Origin of the sequence: Psychroserpens sp. AS72, assembly GCF_038900375.1 — a bacterium.
GTDB lineage: Bacteria > Bacteroidota > Bacteroidia > Flavobacteriales > Flavobacteriaceae > Psychroserpens.
On sequence record NZ_JBBMRC010000008.1, the window covers coordinates 160,379 to 166,851 of the forward strand.

Below are 6,473 nucleotides of genomic sequence, written 5' to 3' on the forward strand. Positions count from 1 at the left end.
TAATCTTGAGTAATGACAAATTTAGTAACTGAATTTGAAGATATAGCAGAACAATTAGGAGCTACGTTACATTTTTCCGAAAACAAAATAAATATTGGTGGAGGTGTGATAAGTCCGAATTGTGTTTTTTTACTAAATCTTAATTACAAAGGAAGAACGATTAAAATAAAAAACGCTACTGGAACTTATTTTTATGGAAATGTTCAATCTGTAATTTTGAATAGACAAAGTTCCTTAGAATTTCAATTAACTACAAAAAGTCACTTTACAAATCTTTTTTCAAGGAAGAAGGATAGGTTTAAAATTCAGACATCGAGCAATGATATAAAAACATTTATACAAACTAGCGAGAGTATTTTAGGATTGCGCCAAATTACTCAAAAAGATGTTTTCGAGCCTACAATAATTGGAATAAATTCTAATGGTAAATACGAGTTATTAATAGAATATTCTTTGCAATTCAATGATTGGCCAGAAGCTATCATACCCATTGTGAATTTCTACAAAGCCTTTATTGATAAATTTGGTGATTAATTCAATACACGCAACATCGTTTGGGTTTTATTAACCGTTTCCTCCCACTCTAATTCTGGGTTAGAATCTTTTGTGATGCCACCTCCTACATAAATTAAAGCCTGTTGTTTTTTTATTTGCATGCATCTCAAATTCACAAATAATTCGCTGGTTGTTTTCACCAAATTATACGCGTTGTTTTCTACATTGCGACGGTTCTTGTTTCTTGTCTTTGATGATTTAACATTCAGTTCTCCTAAAAATCCTGTGTAGTATTCTCTATTATAATTTTCATTATTTAAAATGAAACTTTTGGTTTCTATTTTGGGTAAACCACAAATAGCAGGTGTTGGATGTAAAGTTTCAATAACTTTCTTTAAATCTCCCAATTTTAAAATACCCGAAATTTTAGTCTGTAAGTGTAATAATTCTCCAGCTTTAATTGTCTTTGGAGTTGTAACATTAATATTTCTAACGATATCTCGAAGATTATTAACAATATAATCTGTTACTATTTGCTGTTCGTCAATTTCCTTAGTTCCCCAAGGCTTTTCAATCGTATCGTCATACTTTTTAGTTCCAGCTAATGACATGGTTTTAAATCGTTGTCCGTCAATTTTCAAAAGCGTTTCCGGAGTTGCTCCAAGCCAGAGTCCTATTTCTGGATGATACCAGAGGTATACAAATGCAGTTGGATAATTTTTAAGTAAGTTTTGAAAAATCTCTATTGGATTTTCTTCGGAAATTGGATCACCTTCAACTCTTGATAAAACCACTTTTTCAAATCTACCTTCCTTTATAGCTTTAATTCCTTGCTCAACTAATTTGAGGTGTTGTTCTTGTTCGATTTCAGAATTATTAGAAGCTTCCTTTTTACGCTCTAGTTTTGAAACATTAGATATTTCCGAAGATATAAAATATTCACAGGAAATCATCTTTGATTGTTCTAGAGGGAACAGTATTGTGTTCTTTTCAGAATCAAAAGGTGAGAAAACAAAACCACTCTCAGTAAAATCACTTACAGTATGTATCGCATCATCCTTTTGAAGAATTGCCTTCACAAAACTTTCGTTAGGCTTTCTATAAGCTACGAAAGGTAGTTGCGAATTGTTTTGGGTTTCTATAGCTGTAAAGAACTCTTTTTCTATCATCTCCTACTTCTTTTTGGTAAGCGAAATTGTTGATAATCTACAAATAGATACTAAGTTGTCGTTATCATCTGTAACTCTAATATCTAACAATTGTGTGGTTCTTCCTTTATGTAAAAAAGTGGCTTTAGCATAAACGTAACCTTCTGTGACGCTTTTTAAATGATTGGCTGTTATCTCTAAGCCACGAACAAATTTATTCTCAATATCTAGAAAGATATGTGAAGCAAAACTACCAACACTTTCTGCTAAAGCTGCAGTTGCTCCTCCATGTAAAACACCATCTGGTTGATAAACTCTTGAATCTACTGGCATTCTAGCCACAAGAAAATCGTCACCATAGTCTACCATCTCAATATTTAAGGTTTCCATCAAGGTGTTTTTACTCGCTGCATTTGCTTTAGCAAGCACGTCTTGTTTAGATAATTGCATATAATTACTGTATTTTTAGCATGATTTTTAAGAAACGTAAAGATACAAAATGAATTCTACAGAAAAGGAAATTTCTTATTCCATTACCAATAGTTACTCTACTTTAAATGAACTCACCTCATCTACAAAAAACGTTTGGTTTGTTTGTCATGGCATGGGTTATTTAAGCAGGTATTTTATTAGATATTTTAAGGGTTTAAATCCTGAAGAGAATTATATTATTGCACCTCAGGCTCAAAGTAAATATTATAGTACTCCTAAATTTAAACATGTTGGAGCAAGTTGGTTAACTCGAGAAAATACTGCAATGGAAACCAAAAATATAATGACTTATTTTGATTCCATTTTTGAGAAAGAGCAAATTTCCGAAGTAAAAAATCTAATCGTTTTAGGATATTCTCAAGGTGTGAGTGTTGCTATGAGATATGTTGCCAACCGACAATTGCAATGTTCGCAATTGGTATTGCATTCTGGTGGAATTCCGAAGGAATTAAAAAAAGAAGATTTTGACTTTTTTAACGGAAAAGCTAAACTTGTTTATGGTGACAAAGATGAATACCTCAATGATGAGCGAATGAAAGAAGAACTTCAAAAAGCTAAAAACTTGTTTGGTACTCATTTAGAGATTATTCCTTTTGAAGGTGTACATGAAGTGAATATTCAACTTATAGAAAACCTTGTTAAAAACAAAAAGTAGCCATAAATTATGACTACTCTTCGCTTTAATTAAAATACTAATAAAACTCGATAAACTTATAACCTCTTATTTGAAGGAACTATTTTCTTTACAACACTTCCTTTATTGGTTGAGACTTTAATAAACAATATTTGATCATTAGCTTTTGAAAGGTCTATTTGTGAAACGCTTTCTGAGTTTTTAATGTAGTTCTTATTGTTTACTTCTTCAAGTAACATACCTCGAATATCCATAACTTGAATATTTACATCTGTATCAAAATCAAATTCATATGCTATATTAATTTCTTTAGAATACGGAATTGGATATGCTTTAAAATCTACATCCTTAACTGAGCTTTCTCTAAAATTATCACAATCTATTATTTCTAGTTTAAATTTCATGATTTGTGCACAGTTAGTTCCATAACCATAAGTATAAATTATAGCATGAATTCCTGGAGTTAACATATTAGTATTTACACTATATGTACCATCATTATTATCTACGACTCCATATCCAGAATACATTCCTCCTTCAGGTGTTCCTCCAGATAATACAACAAGACCACCTTTTTCACATGCTGTGATAGATGAATGACCAAAACTATTACTCGTTGAAATAACGTTTATAATTAGAGTAGCAGTATAAGGACAACCATTGTCATCTGTCATTTTTGCTATTACTGGTGAATTCTTAGAAGCATATACATTACCATCAACTGGCCAGTAATATGATTCTCCTTCACAGATATTAACTTCTTCTATGAGATCATCAGTTCCTTCATAATAATACACTTTTACAATTGCATAAGATCCAGGACATGAGTCTGTACCAGGAATTGTATATATATAATCTCCATTAACTGGACCACTCCAAGCTCCACCTTCATCTGGTGAGCCTTCTAAGGCAGCAAATAATTCATTTTCTGACGGAACAACACCTTGACATATTGTCAATGTACTATTTTCTCCTGCACTTAATAATTCGGTTTGATTTATAACAAGCGTTGCTGTATAATCACAACCATTATCATTAGTTAGATTTAATACTACTGGAGAATCTTCATAAGTATATGTCTCACCGCTTAAAGGCCATAAATACGAACCTTCTTTACAGATTGTAACATCTTCTTTGATGTTTTTAGCTTTAGAATATTCGTAGACTTTTATTATAGAAGAATCTCCTGGACAATCATTTGTTCCTTCTATTGTATAGATGTATTCTCCATTTATTGGTCCACTCCATACTCCTCCTAAATCAGGATTACCTCCTAATGCTTCAAACAATTCTTCATTAGTTGGTACAGTACCCATACAAACAGTTACAACTCCATTTTCTCCTGCATTTGCTGTTGGTATTTCATCTATTATTAAAGTTACGGTATATGGACATCCATTATCATCTTCGGTTTGTATTACAACTGGCGAATCTGCAGCTGTATATATATTACCATCATACGTCCAATTGTAAGTATCACCTTCACATATAACAACATCAACTTTAACATCTTCTGTTTTAGGATATTCTGTTACTGTTAAAATAGTATTATAAGTACAGCCATCACTTCCTTCTTGTAGAATTGTGTGAACACCTACTTCATATTCTTCACCTTGATACATATAAGTTTGACCTATACAAACCATTCCGCTAGCTTCATCATCTGGTGTTCCGTTAGTTGAAGTCACTTTTATTATAGTTGAAAAAGGACAACCATTATCATCTATATTAGTAATATAATGAGTACCTAATCCGTACTCTATTCCGTTATAAGTAAATGTTTGACCGTAACAAACCTCACCATCTACAGTAACATCTGGTGTCACATCATAGTAATCTACAGTAACAGTTGCCGATGCTTCTCCACAAGATCCCGAAGCTTCAAATACATATTTATAAACACCATCTATTGGTCCACTCCAAATACCTCCAACATCTGGATCTCCTCCTAAAGCTTCAAACAATTCTTCATTTGTAGGTATTATATCCTGACAAACTGTTAAAGTACCATCTTCACCTGCATCTTGAACTGTATCTTCATTTATAATTAATGTTGCAATATAAGGACAACCATTGGCATCACTCAAATTCACTACCACTGGAGAATCTGCTGCAGTATATATTTCATTTGTAATTGACCACAAGTATGAGTCATCTTTACAAATTGATATCTCAGTTTCAATGTTTTCTGTCACATCAAAAGCAGTTACCGTTAATACTGTTGTATAAGGACAACCATTAGCATCTGTTCTTTGGATGTCATAAGATCCTACTGCATATTGTGTTCCTTCATATTCATATGTGTTTCCAACGCAAACTTCTCCTGAAGCTGTATTGTCTGGTGTCACATCATATGCTGAAACCGTTAATACTGTTTTGTATGGACAACCATTGGCATCTGTTCTTGGGATGTCATAAGATCCTACTGCATATTCAATACCTTCATAGTTATAAGTGTTACCTATGCAAACTTCGCCTGTAGCTGCATCATCTGGAGTCACATCATAATATTCTACTTTTACTGTTGCAGATACTTCTGGACATGATCCTGATGCTGCAAATGTATATGTATATACGTCTGCTAGTGGTCCGCTCCATGTACCACCTTCATTTGGAGTGCCTAATAAAGCATCGAATAAATCTTCATTAGTTGGAACTACATCTGCACAAACTGTTAAGATCGCATCTTCTCCTGCATTTGGTGCATCGTCCTCTGTTATTGTTAATGTTGCTGTATATGGACAACCATTCGAATCGTTTAAATTCAATACCACTGGTGAATCTGCAACAGTATAATCCATGCCATCTACTAACCAGTTATAAGAATCACCTTCACAAATCGTAACATTGTTTACAATGTCTTCAGTTACCTCATAAGCTGTGACTGTCAATACGGTTGTATAAGGACAACCATTGGAATCTGTCTTTGGAATATCATAAGATCCTACTGCATATTGTGTTCCTTCATATTCATATGTATTTCCAACACAAACTTCTCCTGAAGCTACATCATCTGGTGTCACTTCATATGCTGAAACCGTTAATACTGTTTTGTATGGACAACCATTGGTATCTGTCTTAGGTATATCATAAGATCCTACTGTATATTCAATACCTTCATATTCATATGTGTTTCCAACGCAAACCTCTCCTGAAACTTGATCATCTAGAGTTACATCATAGTATGCTAATGTTAATACTAAATCGAATGGACAACCATTCTCATCGGTTACATTAAATGTTTCGGTTGTTGCAGAATCTACTAAGTAATCCTCAGATATACCATCGCTATCTGTATCGATACTCCATGTATAACTTCCGCCATCACATACTGTTTGAGTATCACTGATATCGCCTGTTACTTCGTAGTATGCTAATGTTACTGTTGCTGATACTTCAGGACATGATCCTGATGCTGCAAATGTATAGGTATATACGTCTGCTAGTGGTCCGCTCCATGTTCCGCCTTCATTTGGAGTGCCTAATAAAGCATCGAATAAATCTTCATTAGTTGGAACTACATCTGCACAAACTGTTAAGATCGCATCTTCTCCTGCATTTGGTGCATCGTCCTCTGTTATTGTTAATGTTGCTGTATATGGACAACCATTAGAATCGTTTAAATTCAATACCACTGGTGAATCTGCAACAGTATAATCCATGCCATCTACTAACCAGTTATAAGAATCACCTTCACAAATCGT

5 protein-coding genes are annotated in these 6,473 nt (G+C 33.5%); 2 read left to right on the forward strand and 3 right to left on the reverse strand.

The features are described 5' to 3' along the window. Positions 1–12 precede the first annotated feature (12 nt). The gene (locus WNY78_RS14510) at positions 13–534 is read left to right on the forward strand and encodes a hypothetical protein (RefSeq protein WP_342873933.1); all 522 of its coding nucleotides are present in this window, start codon (positions 13–15) and stop codon (positions 532–534) included. Here WNY78_RS14510 and WNY78_RS14515 read toward each other — a convergent pair. Together WNY78_RS14515 and WNY78_RS14520 are read right to left on the reverse strand one after the other, a co-directional pair. Then, on the reverse strand, positions 531–1,664 hold the full coding sequence (locus WNY78_RS14515) for a chorismate-binding protein (RefSeq protein WP_342873934.1): 1,134 nt from the start codon (positions 1,662–1,664) through the stop codon (positions 531–533). The two genes, WNY78_RS14510 and WNY78_RS14515, sit on opposite strands and share 4 nt — an antisense overlap. 3 nt (positions 1,665–1,667) lie before the next feature. Further along, on the reverse strand, positions 1,668–2,093 hold the full coding sequence (locus tag WNY78_RS14520) for a hotdog fold thioesterase (RefSeq protein ID WP_342873935.1): 426 nt from the start codon (positions 2,091–2,093) through the stop codon (positions 1,668–1,670). Positions 2,094–2,142: 49 nt separating this feature from the next. Between WNY78_RS14520 and WNY78_RS14525 the strand changes: the two genes are divergently transcribed. Beyond that, complete coding sequence (locus WNY78_RS14525) at positions 2,143–2,790, forward strand: esterase (protein WP_342873936.1); 648 nt, start codon at positions 2,143–2,145, stop codon at positions 2,788–2,790. Positions 2,791–2,846: 56 nt separating this feature from the next. On the opposite strand, the gene WNY78_RS14530 is transcribed toward WNY78_RS14525, so the two are convergent. Beyond that, positions 2,847–6,473, reverse strand: a 3,627-nt coding sequence (locus WNY78_RS14530) for a T9SS type A sorting domain-containing protein (protein WP_342873937.1), incomplete at its 5' end; no start/stop codon positions are given.